The following is a 15,255-nucleotide window of genomic DNA, read 5'->3' as shown; positions in this document are numbered from 1 at the left end:
TTATGAAACGAGTAAAACATTTCCTTCTCGCCTCGTGCTTATTCCCCACTTTGCTGGGAGCACAAGAAATGGCAAGCGCCTATTTTCTGGAACTTACTCCGGACGCCCAATCGGCAGGTATGGCAGGTACAGGATTAGCTACCACCGATAACGGTAGTACAGCTATTTTTCATAATGCTTCTACCATCGCTTTCTCACAAGAAGTGATGGGTGCGAGTTATTCATACGCTAAGATCAACCAAGATTATGCGCTACATAGCGCCTCTCTTTTCTACCGGATCGGAAGGGAAGGCATACATGGATTTGCTGTAGGTTTCCGGCATTTCAAAGATCCCAAGGTGCTCGATTACCGCTCTCACGCATGGGACTTAGAAGCTGCTTATTTCAGAAATATAGCCAAAAATCTGTCTCTTTCATTAACGTTCAGATACCTGCAAGCCAAAGCCGCGGAAAGCGCAGACAGCAAGAATAGCGTTTGTCTGGACTTCGGCGCGACCTACTATCGCAATATGGCTCTATTGGACGAAATGGCTTCCTGGAGCATTGGTTTCCAAGCTGCCAACATAGGCAAAAAGCTGGACGGACAAAAGTTACCCGCCAGATTAGGATTGGGAGGTACAATCGACCTGCCATTCAGCATAGAAAACCGTTTGCAGGTGGCTCTCGACTTCAACTATCTGCTCCCCTCTGAAATCCGTCATCTCCAGGCTGGCATAGGAGCCGAATATAATTTCCTGAAATATGGTGTTGTCCGTGCGGGATATCATTTCGGAGACAAAGATAAAGGAGTGGGCAACTACGGCACTCTAGGCTGCGGAATAAACTTCTGGCCGATACGTGCAGACTTCTCTTATGCCTTGGCTGATAAAGATTGCTTTATGCGCCGCACTTGGCAACTGGGAGTTGGAATAGTTTTCTAAGCTCCTCTTCGAGGCGTTGCTTCACTTCGTCCATCGGCACATCGTGCTTTAATTCCTGACGAAGAGAAGTGACGCCTTTATCTATAAATCCGCAAGGGTGGATATAACTGAAATAACGTAAATCGGTATTTACATTCAGAGCCAGTCCATGCATCGTGACATAATGACTGCTCCTCACTCCGATAGCACAAATCTTACGTGCACGAGGCGTATCACCTTCCAACCAGACTCCTGTCGCTTTCTCCAAACGTCCGGCTTCAATGCCATAAGAAGCACATACCCGAATCACCGCTTCTTCCAGCAAATGAACGTACTCTTTCAATCCTAACTGAAATTCTTCCAGGTTTAATATCGGATAGCACACCAGTTGTCCCGGACCATGATAAGTAATGTCCCCTCCCCGATCAATATGATAAAGGGTGGCATCAATTGCTTTCAATTGTTCATCACTCAACAACATATTATTTTCTTTCCCGCTACGTCCTAATGTATAAACATGAGGATGTTCGCACATCACAATACGGTTTTCATAACTCTCGCCCTGAACTTTTGCCCGGACAATGTTATCAAACCATTCTGTCTGCCGTTGCCATGCTTCGGCGTATGGTATCAAATTCCAATCAATAAAAACTGTTTTCATAAAAACAAAGGTAAGAAATAAAAAGAAAATGCGTACATTTGTTGGCCCAATATAACACACACAACTATGAAAATGGACTTTCCACAGGTAGACTTGCCTACCGAAGTATTAGCATGGACGAATGTAACAGAAGACATTCTCAATATTTACAAGCAATCTTGTCGGTTGCAAGCATGTATTGTTGCCATCTGTACCGAAGGTTCGATGAAAGCCTCCATCAATCTGCTTGATTACGAAATTCATCCCAATGACTTAATAACATTATTACCGGGAACAATCATTCAGTTTCGGGAGAGAACAGAAAAAGTATGCCTTTGCTTTGCCGGCTTCTCTGCTCATTGTGCCGGACGGATCAATCTCATGAAGAATATTGGTAACGCATATCCCAAACTGATAGAACAGCCGGTAGTTCCTCTTAATGAAGAAGTAGCCAGTTATCTGAAAGACTATTTTGCTCTATTATCACGGGCCAGTTGCAATGAGAACTTCGAAATGGATTCTGAATTGGTCGAATTGTCTCTTCAGACTATCCTGACAAGCATACGACTGATATATCATAAATTTCCGGGCGAAAATAGCAGTTCGAACCGCAAAAAGGAAATCTGCCGGGAACTGATTCAAGCCATCACCGAGAATTATAAAAATGAACGTCGTGCACAGTTCTACGCAGATAAATTAGGTATATCTCTTCAACATCTAAGCACGACTGTGAGACAAGTGACAGGTAAAAGTGTTTTAGATACCATTGCTTATATCGTTATCATGGATGCTAAAGCCAAACTGAAAGGTACCAATATGACTATCCAAGAGATAGCATATTCTCTAAACTTCCCCAGCGCCTCTTTCTTTGGCAAGTATTTCAGACGATATGTAGGAATGACACCATTGGACTTTAGAAACAGATAATTTTCACGAAGAACGATAGAAAATATAAATGGTGAGTTGCAAAACAATGAACGGTGAATAAATTGCGCATTATCCGCAAAGTATTCACCGTCTATTATTTACAGTTTGCTGTTCATAAATGACAGCTAGCCATTCATCGTTTACAGCTTACAGGTTCCTGTCTTTTTATAGTTCATTTCTCATTTTCTTCCCAAGCTCAACGAATTGAGCACTACGCTCACACTGGAGAACGCCATTGCGGCACTTGCCAGCATCGGATTCAATAACAAACCATTCAGAGGGAACAAGATACCGGCAGCAATAGGAATACCGATCAGGTTGTAAATAAACGCCCAGAAAAGATTCTGATGAATCAGTTTGACCGTCTGCTTTGACAACTGGAAGGCTTTAGGAAGCAGCAACAAATCCGATGTCATCAAAGTCACCATAGCCACGTCCATAGCAATATCAGTTCCTTTTCCCATGGCAATGCTGACGTCAGCCAATGCCAGTGCCTGCGAATCATTGATACCATCGCCCACCATCGCAACCTTCTTTCCCTGCATTTGAAGCTCACGTACAAATTCGGCCTTATCGTCCGGTAGAGCGTCGGCAACAAAACGTTCGATTCCTAAACGGGAAGAAACGGCTAGTGCAGTCCGTTGCCCGTCACCCGTCAGCATACAGATGTCAATCTCTTGACGTTTCAGTTCCTTCACTGCTTCGGCAGAAGTAGCCTTTATCGGGTCGGAAACAGCAATGATAGCCAACAACTCATTTTCACGTCCAAAGTAAATGATGCCGTTACCGTCCGATTCATAGTGAACCAGCATTTCAGCCATCACATCGCTTACTGTCGCACTGAAATCTTTCAGGAGTTTATGACTGCCTACCCAGTAAGTATGTCCCTCATACGAGGCTTTAATTCCTTTTCCCGTAATGCTTTCAAAGCTATCCAACGCGGCAGGTTTTATTTTTTCTTCGTCCTGAAGCGCAGAAACAATAGCGCCGGCAAGCGGATGCTCCGATTTCATTTCCGCAGCTAAAAGTACATCTTTGAAATGTGGTTCCTGCGACTGCGCCCATAACCATCCGGTAGCTGTAGGATGTCCTTCAGTCAGTGTTCCCGTTTTATCCAGAACAACGACATCTACTTTTCGCATTTGTTCCAAAGCCACTGCATCTTTAATCAGAATATGCTGGCTGGCAGCTTTACCTATACCCACCATCAACGCAGTAGGTGTAGCAAGCCCCAAAGCACATGGACAAGCAATGACAAGAACAGAAACAGCCGACAAAATACCATAAGAGATATATTCACTACCACCAATGGTAACCCACAATACAAATGTCAGAATGGCAATGCCTAACACGACAGGTACAAAAATCCCCGTAATACGATCGACAATGCGTTGCACGGGAGCTTTGCTGCCCTGTGCTTCCTGCACCATAGCGATAATACGAGCAAGCACGGTTTCACTGCCTACCTGTGCGGCACAAATGATAAATGAGCCACGCTGGTTAATCGTTCCTGCCAATACTTTATCACCTTTCTTCTTTTCTACCGGAACCGGTTCACCGCTAATCATACTCTCATCGACATACGAGTCGCCTTCGGAAAGCTGACCGTCCACAGGTATTTGTTCTCCCGGGCGTACAACCACCAAATCACCTACCTGGAGTTTCTCAATCAAGATCTCCTCCTCCACTCCATTGCGCAGAACGCGAGCCGCTTTTGGCTGCATTCCCATCAACTTACGAATGGCTGTTGAGGTATTTCCTTTGGCACGTTCTTCCATCAACTTTCCGGTAAGAACGAAAGCGATAATCACCGCAGAAGCCTCATAATAGACATGCGGTTCCAATCCGCGGTCATACCAGAATTCGGGGAAGAAAGTGTTGAACAGACTGAACAGAAAAGCAATGGAAGTACTAAGCGCAACCAAAGTATCCATATTGCTCCGTCCTAATTTAGCCTGTTTCCAGGCTCCGGTGAAGAAACCACCTCCGAAAAAGACCATAACAGGGATAGCAAGTACCATTTGAATCTCATTAGAATATGGCACATGCATCAGTATCATGGAATATACCAATAACGGTACTACCAAAATCCATGCACCAATCACTTTCCACTTCAAACGAGTGTAACGCTTATGCTGTTCCTCTTCCCGGCGTTCTTCTTTGTGGGCTTCTTCCACAATCAGATCATAACCTGCCGCAAGGACAGCCGCACGAATCTCTCCGGGAGTCAAATGCTCTTTCTCATAAGAAACGGTCAATGTATTGGTAGCAAAATTAACGGAAGCCTCAATGACTCCCGGCAATTTTTTCACTGTTTTTTCTACATTATTGGCACATCCTGCACAATGCATATTAAGCACAGGAAATGCCTTTTTTGTTGTGTTACCCATATAATTATAGTTTACGGCCTTCCCCCTCCTCTCAAAAAAGGAGTTGGGGAAGAACCCTTATTTGTTTATAGAAACAAGCTAATACAGGTATTTGTTCAATTACTTCTTATCAGCCTTCTGATCGTCTTTCTTTGTTTCTTTTACAAATTCGGCTTCATAACTGAACTTATTAAACCCTGCCTGCAACTTCTTTACATTCGTTTTTTCAGCGTCATACGTAATGGTTACCATTTTCGTTTTTACTTCGGTCGAAATATCCTTCAACCCTTTCTCAAAACGCATATTGTCCTTTACTTTCTTTTCGCATTTCTCACAGTGCATCTGCGACACTTTAAATACAACAACACGAATATCTTTTGCCAATACAGCTGTTACACTCAAAAGAGCCACCACGCAAGTGGCCATCCATCTTTTTGTTTTCATTTTTCCTATCAGTTTAAAATTAGTATTCTTTATTTTCTATGCGATCGTTTCTTTCATTCGCTATTTCCTGCTTTTACTCACTATTTCTAGCTAAGTTAAAACGTATTCCGATATATCCTTTTGCTCCGTGCACCGGTCCCCAAATCATGGTAGAATCAAAGTTGTTCCCCCAGGGATTTGCCGCATCGATAATCGGATTCTTTTGTTTGAAGTTTGTCAGGTTCTCGCCTCCTACGTAGATAGACCAGCGGCGGAAGTAACGGGTCACCTGCAAGCTCAACTGCTCAAAACTGCCGTAACGACGTTCCCAAGACAACTGTCCGTCTCCCTGTTCATAAGGAGTAGGCATCCTACCGCCACCATTCTGTTGCAGTGTGGCGTCAAACTGCCATATTCCCAGCGGAGTTTGGTAAGAAGCCGTGAGTAGTCCTTTATATTTGCTGGTCAGCGGTTTCTCCATTCGTTCACCTTTGTAGGTCGTTTTCGCATCCGTGAGCCGGTAAGCACCTGTCAGAGTGAATCCTTTGAAGAAAGGATAACTTGCTTCCACTTGGAACACATGCGAATAAGAGCGTCCATCCAAATTGTAAAAAGCTACTTCATGGGGGTTGCTATCCATATCCACTATCACTTGTTTCAGGAAATCCGTATAATAGTATTCTGCATTCACATTCAGCGTTTTGCCGAATATAGGGATATAAGTAGAGACGCTGGCACCGTAGTTCCATGCTTCTTCCATATCCAGGTTCTTTGCTATTTCCACCTTACGACTGCTGGAAAGCAGGTAGTTGTTTTCTGCCAACACATGATTGGTACGGTACCCTTTTCCGGCAGAAAGACGGAAATTCACATAATCATTCGGATTGTACTTCAGATGCGCACGCGGAGTCACGAAGAAACCATGTTCGTTACTGTAATCACCACGCAGACCGGCCATTACCATCCATTTATCATTCAGGTTCAACGTATATTGCACGTAAGCACCGGGAACAGCTTCCTTTTCAAAGGCTTTGAGAGGATTGTCCGTTGTATTTTCCAAACGGTAATGTTGGTCATAAGCGTCATAATTGAAGCTCAACCCTGCGGAGAAACTATTTTGCGGATTAAATTCCGTTTCAAACATCAGCGAAGCATAGACGTTGGTTTGATCCACATTATACAGTTTGCGTCCATACGTAGCATCCTGATTGTGTAAAGTGGTGGAAAGAATCAAAGCCAGGTTCGTATTCTTCTCCTTATTAAAGATATAAGCATTCTTGGTGAAGAATTCATAGCGTTCCGTATCGATCCCTACTTTATACAGGTCACCGGAGTGCATTGTCCCTCCATGATTGGCCTGTCCGCTGGTACGTGTTTCAGAAAGGGCTTTGATACCTGCCTGGAAAACATAATGGTCGCCCATGTATGCCCACCGGTTCCACACATTATACTGTTCCACCTGCGGAATATCCACAAATCCGTCATCGTTGCCATCATGCGCCTTGGTCTCATTTTCGTAATGCGCCAGCAGAGAAGTGCTCCATCGTTTGGAAAGTTTCAATGTAGCGTCCGCATTGGCTTCATACCGGTTAGTAGTGCTTGCAAAAAGATTGGCAGACACCCAATCGGCTTCCGGCAACTGTGGTTTCTTAAATTCTACGTTTATCTGTCCTGTGATGGCTTCATAACCATTCTTCACCGAAGATGTTCCTTTGGAAACCTGTATGCTCTGCATCCACGGACCGGGGACATATCCCAATCCATAAGGAGCGGCGGCTCCCCGATAATTCGGAATATTTTCCGTCAACATCTGCACATAAGTGCCGGACAGCCCCAACAATTTAATTTGTTTGGCTCCTGTTGCCGCATCGGAATAACTCACATCTACTGAAGGGTTCGTCACAAAACTTTCACCCAGGTTACAACAAGCGGCTCTACTCAATTCGGCACTGCTTATCATGTCTTCGTTCATCACGCTACTGCGCAATTTCATTGTTCCCAGTTTACGAGTGACAATATTCACTTCATTCAGTTCCACTCCATCACGAAGCACAATATCCAGTTGTTGATTTTTACTGCTCACATGAATCGTATCGTTCTGAAAACCGATAAAGCTGACAATCAGCATGTGGCTTTTAGAAGGTTTAGTAATAGAAAAACTACCATCCTCTTTGGTTGTCACTCCTTGTCCTGTATTCATCCAGAACACATTGGCACCCGGAATAGCCTCCCCGGTACTATCTTTCACTGTTCCCCGTACTTGCGCATATATATTGCCGGCAAATAACAGGAACAGTCCTATTATCATATATTTCATTCTTTCTAAAGTTACTTTCGAGATACAAAATTAATTCATTTCTCATGCAACTTAGTTGCATTCAGTGCTGCTTTACTTTCATGTTCTATTGAAAGCAAAGGATTAAATAAGAAAGAAATAGTGGCTAAATAATATAAGTGGAATATAGCGCCAGCTTCTGCCTCGAACAGAGAGGTGGCGGAGAGGTCAGACTATCATATTCTACCGATTTATCCGCATAGGTCGGAGTCAACAGATAGCAAAAATGCTCACACAAAAGATCGACTACTAAAGCTGATGTTGTCAGTTCAGTAGTATGTTTCATCAAATCGAGCTTATAGATAATAGCTGTACAACCCTTATCTTTACAACCTTTTTTTGAATCACAAGTATGAGTCTTTTTACACTTCGGACAGCCTGTATCACAACAGCTCTGCACCGTTTCACAACGGACACAGCAATAATGCACAATAGAGACTCCACCTCCTGAATAGATAATCAGGAGAGAAAGGATAAGTGCTGTTATGTAGGCTAGTTTTTTCATTTCAGAGGACAAAGATAAGAATAAAAACAGATTTTCCTATAATTTTTCGTAATTAAGATTCAATCAATCCGATACAGACACATTCTCTTTCCTTTATTTGGCTATTTTAGAGTCATATCAGCACTATTAACTCTTTTTACTCAACAATAAAACCTATCTTTGCCCCAATAAATTCTCTGATTTTTAAGTAAACGCTATGCTTACATATTTACTCATCATTATCACTCTTTATCTGGCAGGTAATGCCTACATATTTATCAGAGCAAAGCAAGCTCTGAAAGTTAAATCTCTCGGAGTAAAAATATTCCTGACCGTTTTATTCTGGATATGTGCTTTATCCTTTTTCGGCACGATGCTAACTCGTAACCTTGAGATGCCTGTCTTTATCTCCCATTCAATGTACACCATTGGAACAAGTTGGTTGATATTTACTCTATACATGGCATTATTCTTGCTTTTGTTTGATATCTTGAAATTATTCAAAGTTGTCTACAAATATAGGTTCTATCTGTCTTTAGTGTTCACGTTGGGATTGCTGGGATGTGGGGTATATAACTATCATCACCCGGAAACCAATGTAGTCAGCATTTTAACCAATAAACGATATGAAGATACTCCCCAAGCAATTAAAATCGTCGCAATCAGCGATGTTCACTTGGGAAATGGTACAGGGAAAGCCGCATTAAAAAAATATGTGGAAATGATAAATGCGCAGCATCCCGACCTGATACTGATTAGTGGTGACTTGATTGATAATAGCGTCGTACCTCTTTATACAGAGAATATGGCGGAAGAATTAGCTAACTTGAAAGCTCCTATGGGTATCTATATGGTTCTCGGCAATCACGAATACATTAGCGGTATCGATGAAAGTATCCGATATATTAAAAGCACTCAAATACAATTATTGCGCGATTCAGTAGTTACACTTCCCAACGGCATACAACTGATAGGACGTGATGACCGTCATAACCGCAAGCGTCATTCCCTGCAAGAGTTAATGGTGAATATCGATAAAAGCAAACCTATCATTTTATTGGATCATCAACCTTTTGATTTGGAAAAAACGGAAGCTGCCGGCATCGACCTGCAATTCAGCGGGCATACACACCACGGACAAATATGGCCTATTAATTGGGTGACCGATTATATCTTCGAGCAAAGCCACGGTTATCGCCAATGGGGAAACAGTCACGTGTATGTATCTTCCGGATTGTCTCTTTGGGGACCACCCTTCAGAATAGGAACGCATAGTGAAATGGTTATTTTCAATTTTCAATGAATATTATGCAGTTTTGTCACATATGTTACAGTTTCCAAGCAATCTCTGCCCTATCTTTGCAGAAAAAAGATTATGGAACAATTACATGCTCATGAAGTCCTCCACATGATGGAAGGAAATAGCTACTCGGAATCATCATTGCGGGAAGCAATCATTAAGAAGTTTGGCTCACAGCAACGTTTTTATGCTTGCTCGGCAGAAAACATGGATGTAGATACCCTTATCGAATTTCTGAAAATGAAAGGGAAATTTATGCCTGCTGAAGATGGATTCACAGTAGATATCACTAAAGTTTGCAAGCATTGATTGGCGGATAATATCCGCCAATCCCATTTTGGGGGATAAATAGCTGCATTTTTTTCTGTTTTTATTAGCCCGATTCACGAATTTCATCTATATTTGTCAATAGTGAATGATAAAACAAATGTTGAATTTACAGAAAAAACGGGTATGAAAAAACAATATGTCAGTCTGCTTGCAATTATACTTTCGGTAAGCGGCTTTTTGTTTTCTTGTCATGACAAGATGAACAAAAACACAGGTGCGTTACAGTTTGATAGCATTCAAGTGAATAAGACAGCTCACCTCTTCAATGATACAGCCAAACCGGCCTGCAATATTATTATTAATTTTGCTTATCCGATAAAATCATCGGATGATATGCTGAAAGACAGTCTGAATACTTATTTCATTTCGGCCTGTTTCGGAGATAAATACATCGGCGAAAAACCGGAAGAAGTTGTAAAGCAATATACCGAGAATTATATCAGCGAATACCGTCGCGATCTCGAGCCTATGTATACCGAAGATGAGAAAGACAAGGAAGACGAATCTTCCATCGGTGCCTGGTATTCTTATTATAAAGGTATAGAAAGCCATGTGCAACTGTATGATAAAGATCTACTTGTATATCGCATCGACTATAACGAATATACCGGAGGTGCACATGGAATTTACATGGCAACTTATTTAAATATGGACCTCACCCTGATGCGTCCGCTCCGCCTCGATGATATTTTTGTCGGAGACTACAAAGACGCATTGACCGACCTGATCTGGAATCAGCTCATGGCAGATAACAAAGTGACCACTCACGAAGCATTGGAAGATATGGGATATGCTTCCACCGGGGACATCGCTCCGACAGAAAATTTCTATCTAAGCAAAGAAGGAATCACCTTCTATTATAATGTATACGATATCACTCCTTATTCTATGGGACCTGTAAAGGTAACAATCCCATTTGCTATGATGGAACATCTATTAGGCAGTAACCCGATTCTGGGAGAGCTAAAAAATTAAAAATCATAAAAAGCTGAACACCAATGAATATCCTGTTGTTATCACTTCCATGTGACAGAATAGGATATTCATCCACATCTATCATTCAAAACTTATAATTCAAAATTCAAACAGTGGAAATCATACTGAAATATTTTCCTGATCTGACGGAAGAGCAGCGCAAACAATTCGCAGCTCTATACGACCTCTACACTGACTGGAATTCAAAAATCAACGTTATCTCCCGCAAGGACATTGAGAATTTATATGAGCATCACGTGCTCCATTCATTAGGCATTGCCAAAGTCATCCAATTCCGCCCCGGAACCAGCATCATGGACTTGGGTACAGGAGGAGGTTTTCCCGGCATTCCTTTAGCAATCCTGTTTCCCGAGGTAAAATTCCACCTCGTAGACAGTATCGGCAAAAAAGTACGTGTAGCAACCGAAGTGGCAAATGCCATCGGACTGAAAAATGTAACTTTCCGCCATGCCCGTGCAGAAGAGGAGAAACGAACGTTCGACTTTGTTGTCAGCCGTGCCGTAATGCCTTTGGCGGATTTGATTAAGATTATTAAAAAGAATATCTCTTCGAAACAACAGAATGCATTGCCCAACGGACTTATCTGTCTCAAAGGCGGTGAACTGGAGCATGAAACAATGCCGTTCAAACATAAAACGGTCATTCATAGCTTGAGCGACAACTTCGAGGAAGAGTTCTTTAAAACAAAAAAAGTGGTATATGTTCCGATTTAAACAAGACTATATGTTCTGATAGATGATAAATCATAGAGAAACCATGAAAATAAAAAGATTTGAATTTAATATGTTTCCCGTAAATTGCTACGTATTATGGGATGACACTAAAGAAGCAGTCGTAATTGATCCAGGCTGTTTCTATGAAGAAGAAAAGCAGGCACTGAAAAAGTTCATTCTTACCAATGAACTGAATGTAAAGCATCTGCTGAATACTCATTTACACCTGGATCATATCTTCGGAAATCCATTCATGCTGAAAGAATTCGGATTATCGGCAGAAGCAAACAAAGCAGACGAGTACTGGATTGACGAAGCACCGAAACAAAGCAGAATGTTTGGCTTTCAGTTGCAGGAAGAACCTGTACCACTGGGCAAATACCTGCACGACGGAGATATCATCACTTTCGGACATACCAAACTGGAAGCAATACACGTACCCGGACATTCACCCGGCAGTTTGGTGTACTATTGCAAAGAAGACAACTGCATGTTCTCTGGTGACGTTCTGTTCCAAGGTAGCATCGGCCGCGCTGATCTCACAGGAGGCAACTTCGATGAACTGATAGAGCATATTTGCAGCCGTTTATTTGTTCTTCCCAACGAAACAGTCGTTTATCCGGGACATGGAGCTCCCACGACTATCGGAATGGAGAAAGCTGAAAACCCATTTTTTAGATAATAAAAAATAAGTATCAAGCATCAAGTATTAGGTATTAACAAGGCAAATCGCCCATTAACTACAGTAATACTTAATACTTGATACTTCATACTCGATACTTTAATACTTGATTATTATGAAAACCGATTTGTTAGCTAGCCGTCACATCGGCATCAATGAACAAGATACAGCCATAATGCTCCGCAAAATTGGCGTGAACTCACTGGACGAACTGATTAATCAGACAATTCCCGCCAATATACGGCTGAAAGAGCCGCTTGCATTGACTAGTCCGCTGACGGAATACGAATTTGGAAAACACATCGCTGAACTGGCAGCTAAAAACAAACTATATACCACATATATCGGTTTGGGATGGTACAACACGATCACCCCGGCTGTTATCCAGCGGAATGTATTTGAAAACCCGGTATGGTATACTTCTTACACTCCGTACCAGACAGAGGTATCGCAAGGACGTCTGGAAGCATTGATGAATTTCCAGACAGCCGTATGTGATCTTACTGCCATGCCACTCGCCAACTGCTCACTTCTGGACGAAGCAACTGCCGCCGCCGAAGCCGTAAGCATGATGTATGCCTTACGCTCCCGCGCGCAACAGAAAGCCAATGCGAACGTAGTCTTCGTAGACGAGAATATTTTTCCGCAGACATTAGCTGTCATGACTACACGTGCCGTACCTCAAGGCATCGAACTACGTGTAGGTAAATATAAAGATTTTGAACCTTCACCGGAAGTGTTTGCCTGTATTCTGCAATATCCGAACTCACATGGAAACGTAGAGGACTATTCTGAATTTACCGAAAAAGCACATGCCGCAGACTGCAAAGTAGCTGTTGCCGCTGATATTTTAAGTCTCGCCCTGCTAACTCCTCCGGGAGAATGGGGAGCAGATATTGTATTCGGAACCACACAACGCTTGGGTACCCCAATGTTCTATGGCGGTCCATCGGCTGCTTTCTTTGCTACCAAAGACGAATACAAGCGGAATATGCCGGGACGAATCATCGGATGGTCTAAAGACAAATATGGCAAACTCTGCTACCGCATGGCTTTACAGACACGTGAACAACATATCAAACGGGAAAAAGCAACTTCAAATATCTGTACTGCACAAGCATTATTAGCTACTATGGCAGGCTTTTACGCCGTTTATCACGGTCAGGAGGGTATCACTACAATTGCATCACGTATACACAGCATTACTGTATTTCTTGAAAAGCAATTAAAGAAATGCGGATATACACAAGTCAACGCTCAATACTTTGACACCTTACGTTTCGAATTGCCCGAACACGTTTCGGCACAGCAAATCCGCACGATAGCACTTACCAAAGAAGTTAATCTGCGCTATTATGAAAATGGCAATGTTGGTTTCAGCATTGACGAAACAACAGATGTGGCAGCTGCCAATGTGTTGCTCTCGATTTTTGCCATTGCCGCCGGAAAAGATTACCAGAAAGTAGACGACATTCCGGAAAGAAGCAACATCGACAAGGATTTAAAACGTACAACTCCTTTCCTGACACATGAAGTATTCAGCAAGTATCACACGGAAACAGAGATGATGCGTTACATCAAACGTCTGGACCGCAAAGATATTTCTCTTGCACAATCCATGATTTCCCTCGGTTCATGTACAATGAAGCTGAATGCAGCCGCAGAAATGTTGCCTTTAAGCCTTCCCGAGTTTATGGGTATGCACCCGCTGGTTCCGGAAGACCAAGCAGAAGGTTATCGTGAATTAATTAAGAACCTAAGTGAAGATTTGAAAATTATCACCGGATTTGCAGGAGTCAGCCTACAACCCAATTCGGGTGCTGCAGGAGAATATGCAGGTCTTCGTGTGATTCGTGCCTATCTCGAAAGTATCGGTCAGGGACACCGTAACAAAGTCTTGATTCCGGCTTCGGCTCACGGAACAAATCCTGCGTCTGCTATACAGGCAGGCTTCGTAACTGTTACCTGTGCATGCGACGAGCAGGGGAATGTAGAAATGGCTGACCTACGTGCAAAAGCTGAAGAAAATAAAGATGAATTGGCTGCACTGATGATTACTTATCCTTCTACACATGGTATCTTCGAGACCGAGATAAAAGAGATTTGCGACATCATTCACGCCTGTGGTGCACAAGTATATATGGACGGAGCCAACATGAATGCACAGGTAGGATTAACCAATCCGGGATTCATCGGTGCAGATGTCTGTCACTTGAATCTTCATAAAACATTCGCTTCCCCTCATGGTGGCGGAGGTCCGGGAGTCGGTCCTATCTGCGTAGCCAAACATTTGGTTCCTTTCCTTCCCGGACACGGAATCTTCGGCAACTCACAAAATCAAGTATCAGCAGCTCCATTCGGCAGTGCAGGTATTTTGCCTATCACATACGGATATATCCGTATGATGGGTGCAGAAGGACTGACACAGGCAACTAAAATTGCGATCCTGAATGCTAATTATCTGGCTACTTGTCTGAAAGATACGTATGGAATTGTTTATCGGGGAGCTAACGGTTTCGTAGGACACGAAATGATTCTGGAATGCCGGAAAGTACATGAGGAAGCAGGCATCTCGGAGAATGATATTGCCAAACGCCTGATGGATTACGGTTATCATGCTCCTACCCTCTCCTTTCCTGTCCACGGCACCTTGATGATTGAACCAACAGAAAGTGAAAGTCTGGCAGAACTAGACAATTTCGTAGATGTCATGCTAAATATCTGGAAAGAAATTCAAGAAGTGAAGAATGGCGAAGCGGATAAAGATGATAATGTATTGATTAATGCTCCTCATCCGGAATATGAAATTATAAATGATCGTTGGGAGCACTCATATACACGCGAGAAAGCAGCTTATCCTATAGAAAGTGTACGTGATAATAAATTCTGGATAAATGTAGCTCGCGTAGATAACACCTTGGGAGACCGTAAGCTACTACCCACTCGCTATGGTACTTTCGAGTAAAAAGAGGTCTATCCAAAGAGATTTCTAGAGCACTGTCTCTTAAAAAATCACCTCACAAAATAATTCCGGGACTCACATACGTTAAGTCCCGGAATTATTTTTATCAGACAAGAAGCTGTATTCTATCTAACGATAGTTATTGTATTGTAAGTATTCGGCCAACTACAGGTATTAAACCTTTATATACAACAA

At 42.5% G+C, this 15,255-nt stretch carries 13 protein-coding genes; 8 read left to right on the top strand and 5 right to left on the bottom strand.

Annotation, left to right across the window (positions count from 1 at the left end; all coding sequences use genetic code 11):
- Positions 1-2: 2 nt before the first annotated feature.
- Complete coding sequence (locus DXA54_RS20215) at positions 3-920, top strand: PorV/PorQ family protein (RefSeq protein WP_120080535.1); 918 nt, start codon at positions 3-5, stop codon at positions 918-920.
- On the opposite strand, the gene lipB is transcribed toward DXA54_RS20215, so the two are convergent.
- Positions 877-1,560, bottom strand: a complete 684-nt coding sequence (lipB, locus tag DXA54_RS20210; RefSeq protein ID WP_004306283.1) for a lipoyl(octanoyl) transferase LipB — start codon at positions 1,558-1,560, stop codon at positions 877-879. The genes DXA54_RS20215 and lipB overlap by 44 nt on opposite strands.
- A gap of 66 nt (positions 1,561-1,626) precedes the next feature.
- Here lipB and DXA54_RS20205 point away from each other — a divergent pair, with 66 nt between their 5' ends.
- Entirely contained in the window at positions 1,627-2,466 is an 840-nt protein-coding gene (locus DXA54_RS20205) for a helix-turn-helix domain-containing protein (RefSeq protein WP_004300415.1), read from the top strand.
- Positions 2,467-2,645: 179 nt separating this feature from the next.
- Here DXA54_RS20205 and DXA54_RS20200 read toward each other — a convergent pair whose 3' ends face one another.
- From DXA54_RS20200 to DXA54_RS20185, 4 genes are all read right to left on the bottom strand, one after another.
- Complete coding sequence (locus tag DXA54_RS20200) at positions 2,646-4,856, bottom strand: heavy metal translocating P-type ATPase (protein ID WP_120080533.1); 2,211 nt, start codon at positions 4,854-4,856, stop codon at positions 2,646-2,648.
- A 99-nt stretch (positions 4,857-4,955) separates the two neighbouring features.
- Positions 4,956-5,279: a heavy-metal-associated domain-containing protein gene (locus DXA54_RS20195; RefSeq protein ID WP_004306288.1), complete on the bottom strand. Its 324-nt coding sequence runs from the start codon at positions 5,277-5,279 to the stop codon at positions 4,956-4,958.
- A gap of 73 nt (positions 5,280-5,352) precedes the next feature.
- On the bottom strand, positions 5,353-7,575 hold the full coding sequence (locus tag DXA54_RS20190; protein ID WP_008647295.1) for a TonB-dependent receptor: 2,223 nt from the start codon (positions 7,573-7,575) through the stop codon (positions 5,353-5,355).
- A gap of 124 nt (positions 7,576-7,699) precedes the next feature.
- Entirely contained in the window at positions 7,700-8,098 is a 399-nt protein-coding gene (locus tag DXA54_RS20185) for a hypothetical protein (protein WP_004306293.1), read from the bottom strand.
- A gap of 196 nt (positions 8,099-8,294) precedes the next feature.
- Here DXA54_RS20185 and DXA54_RS20180 point away from each other — a divergent pair, with 196 nt between their 5' ends.
- The 6 genes from DXA54_RS20180 to gcvP all read left to right on the top strand — a co-directional run bounded on the left by DXA54_RS20180 (position 8,295) and on the right by gcvP (position 15,063).
- On the top strand, positions 8,295-9,380 hold the full coding sequence (locus DXA54_RS20180) for a metallophosphoesterase (protein ID WP_004306295.1): 1,086 nt from the start codon (positions 8,295-8,297) through the stop codon (positions 9,378-9,380).
- 72 nt (positions 9,381-9,452) lie between these two features.
- Positions 9,453-9,686, top strand: a complete 234-nt coding sequence (locus tag DXA54_RS20175; RefSeq protein WP_004306297.1) for a YecH family metal-binding protein — start codon at positions 9,453-9,455, stop codon at positions 9,684-9,686.
- A 144-nt stretch (positions 9,687-9,830) separates the two neighbouring features.
- Positions 9,831-10,682: an RsiV family protein gene (locus DXA54_RS20170; RefSeq protein WP_004326964.1), complete on the top strand. Its 852-nt coding sequence runs from the start codon at positions 9,831-9,833 to the stop codon at positions 10,680-10,682.
- Positions 10,683-10,795: 113 nt separating this feature from the next.
- A complete protein-coding gene (gene rsmG, locus DXA54_RS20165) occupies positions 10,796-11,416 on the top strand; it encodes a 16S rRNA (guanine(527)-N(7))-methyltransferase RsmG (RefSeq protein ID WP_004300406.1) in 621 nt (206 codons plus the stop codon).
- 43 nt (positions 11,417-11,459) lie between these two features.
- On the top strand, positions 11,460-12,098 hold the full coding sequence (locus DXA54_RS20160) for an MBL fold metallo-hydrolase (protein ID WP_004311627.1): 639 nt from the start codon (positions 11,460-11,462) through the stop codon (positions 12,096-12,098).
- A gap of 115 nt (positions 12,099-12,213) precedes the next feature.
- On the top strand, positions 12,214-15,063 hold the full coding sequence (gene gcvP / locus DXA54_RS20155) for an aminomethyl-transferring glycine dehydrogenase (protein WP_120080531.1): 2,850 nt from the start codon (positions 12,214-12,216) through the stop codon (positions 15,061-15,063).
- The last annotated feature ends 192 nt before the right edge of the window (positions 15,064-15,255 follow it).

Source organism: Bacteroides sp. OF03-11BH (assembly GCF_003604005.1).
Classification (GTDB): domain Bacteria; phylum Bacteroidota; class Bacteroidia; order Bacteroidales; family Bacteroidaceae; genus Bacteroides; species Bacteroides ovatus.
This window is presented reverse-complemented; position numbering and strand designations above follow the sequence as displayed.

Bases quoted from the DNA above. Each gene is read 5' to 3' on its own strand.
- DXA54_RS20185 (WP_004306293.1), bottom strand. From the start codon at position 8,098: ATGAAAAAACTAGCCTACATAACAGCACTTATCCTTTCTCTCCTGATT.
- DXA54_RS20205 (WP_004300415.1), top strand. From the start codon at position 1,627: ATGAAAATGGACTTTCCACAGGTAGACTTGCCTACCGAAGTATTAGCA.
- DXA54_RS20200 (WP_120080533.1), bottom strand. From the start codon at position 4,856: ATGGGTAACACAACAAAAAAGGCATTTCCTGTGCTTAATATGCATTGT.
- DXA54_RS20215 (WP_120080535.1), top strand. From the start codon at position 3: ATGAAACGAGTAAAACATTTCCTTCTCGCCTCGTGCTTATTCCCCACT.
- gcvP (WP_120080531.1), top strand. From the start codon at position 12,214: ATGAAAACCGATTTGTTAGCTAGCCGTCACATCGGCATCAATGAACAA.
- DXA54_RS20180 (WP_004306295.1), top strand. From the start codon at position 8,295: ATGCTTACATATTTACTCATCATTATCACTCTTTATCTGGCAGGTAAT.
- DXA54_RS20170 (WP_004326964.1), top strand. From the start codon at position 9,831: ATGAAAAAACAATATGTCAGTCTGCTTGCAATTATACTTTCGGTAAGC.
- DXA54_RS20175 (WP_004306297.1), top strand. From the start codon at position 9,453: ATGGAACAATTACATGCTCATGAAGTCCTCCACATGATGGAAGGAAAT.
- DXA54_RS20160 (WP_004311627.1), top strand. From the start codon at position 11,460: ATGAAAATAAAAAGATTTGAATTTAATATGTTTCCCGTAAATTGCTAC.
- DXA54_RS20190 (WP_008647295.1), bottom strand. From the start codon at position 7,575: ATGAAATATATGATAATAGGACTGTTCCTGTTATTTGCCGGCAATATA.
- DXA54_RS20195 (WP_004306288.1), bottom strand. From the start codon at position 5,279: ATGAAAACAAAAAGATGGATGGCCACTTGCGTGGTGGCTCTTTTGAGT.
- lipB (WP_004306283.1), bottom strand. From the start codon at position 1,560: ATGAAAACAGTTTTTATTGATTGGAATTTGATACCATACGCCGAAGCA.